We start from the raw sequence: 1446 nt of genomic DNA, 5'->3' as shown, positions 1-1446 counted from the left end.
CAACTCGGTGGCCCAGCGGCGCACCGTCGCCAGCGCCGCACGGTCGGGGAAGGTCGCGGTGACGAGATGGTGGGTGAGCACCAGCCGGGCAGCACGCTGATACGAATCCAACTCGACCGACGGGATCGAACGCGCCCTCACCGCACCTCCACCGACAGACCGTCCAGATACAGGCGCCCCCGCGCGGTGTGCACCACGGTGGACTCGCCGCTCGGGCGGAGTGTGAGCTCGACCCCGTTCTGGGTGCCGGAGGCGACATCGTCGCTGCGCACCCGGCCCCTCACGGGGACTCGCGCCGACAACGCCGCGTCGAGCAGGCTCAACAGCACCTCCGCTTCCGGTTCGCTCAGCTTCCGTTCGCGCACCCCACCGGCGGCGAGGGAACGAGCCGCCTCGGCCCGGCGACGCTGCTTCTCGAGCTGGGTCTCGCGCAACCGGCGCACCCCGGCATCGTTGCGCTGGATCCGCCCCGGCGCCCCCGCCGCGGGCCGGCGACCGGTCTCGGCCAGAGTGCGGGAGATCTCGACCGGTGGCGCCTCCCACCACGACCGGGTGACCGGAACGACGTCGGCATCGGGATGTGCGACGGAGAAATGCCGGGGGCAGCCCAGGTCGAAGACCGCCCCGAACAGCGCGTGCGCGGCGTCCTCGGATGGTGCCGCGGCGAACCAGCCGGCGAGATGCCGCAGCTGCGACTCGCGGCTGACGCCTCCGCGCCGCTGCTCGGTGAGCCGGCGCAACAGTCCCAGCACCGCCGAGATCGCGTTGATCGTCGCGCCGCGCAGACGTTCGGACTCGCTCGGCTCGGCACCTACACCGACGAACCAGTGCTCGATGCCCCACCAGCGTTGCGCCCAGTCCGCTTCGCGTTCCTCGAACGACAGCAACACCCGCTCGTCGTGCCGGGCCGCCTCCGCGGTGAGCTTCTGCACGCCGGTGGCCTGCACCCGGTCCAGGGCCGCGGAGAGCTTCGGAGCATAGCGGGCCAGGTCGGTGCTGAACTCGCGCATGTGGGTGAGTAACGCATCCTTGTGCGCGAGGAAGGTCTCCGGGGTGACCTCGGTGGTGCGCACCAGGTCGCCGAGGACGAGATAGAAGCGGGCGGCGCGCTCGGCCATGTCCGACAAGGTCGCGTCGAGCCGACTCAGCTTCCGGTAGACCAGTTCGCCGTCGCCGGCCGCGTTCGCGTCGGCGAGATCGTTCAGGTCGGCGAGCAGGTCGGGGAGAGCGAGGCGCGACAGCGACACATCCTCACCGCGGGACGACAGGACATCCTCGACGGCACGGAACACCCGGTAACCGGCCTGCCCGAACTGGTAGACGTAGTGCCGGTTGCGATATTCGGCAAGTGTCGCCGCACGGGTGCCGTCGTAGCTGCGTTCGAGTACACCCCATGCGTGCAACTGCTCGAGCAGCGCCGGGATCTCGGAGGAATCGGGGACGTCG

Annotated in this window: 1 protein-coding gene and 1 pseudogene; both read right to left on the bottom strand. The window is 70.6% G+C overall.

Annotation, left to right across the window (positions count from 1 at the left end; all coding sequences use genetic code 11):
* Positions 1-141, bottom strand: a pseudogene (locus A8G18_RS23550) (TIGR02678 family protein); the annotation flags it as partial.
* Positions 138-1446, bottom strand: a 1309-nt coding sequence (locus tag A8G18_RS22200) for a TIGR02677 family protein (RefSeq protein WP_064065577.1), incomplete at its 5' end; no start/stop codon positions are given. The gene A8G18_RS22200 and the pseudogene A8G18_RS23550, both read right to left, overlap by 4 nt.

The organism is Rhodococcus gordoniae, from assembly GCF_001646655.1.
In the GTDB taxonomy this organism is placed as follows: Bacteria; Actinomycetota; Actinomycetes; order Mycobacteriales; family Mycobacteriaceae; genus Rhodococcus; species Rhodococcus gordoniae.
Note: the sequence above shows the minus strand (reverse complement) of the source record. Positions and strands in the feature narration are given on the sequence as shown.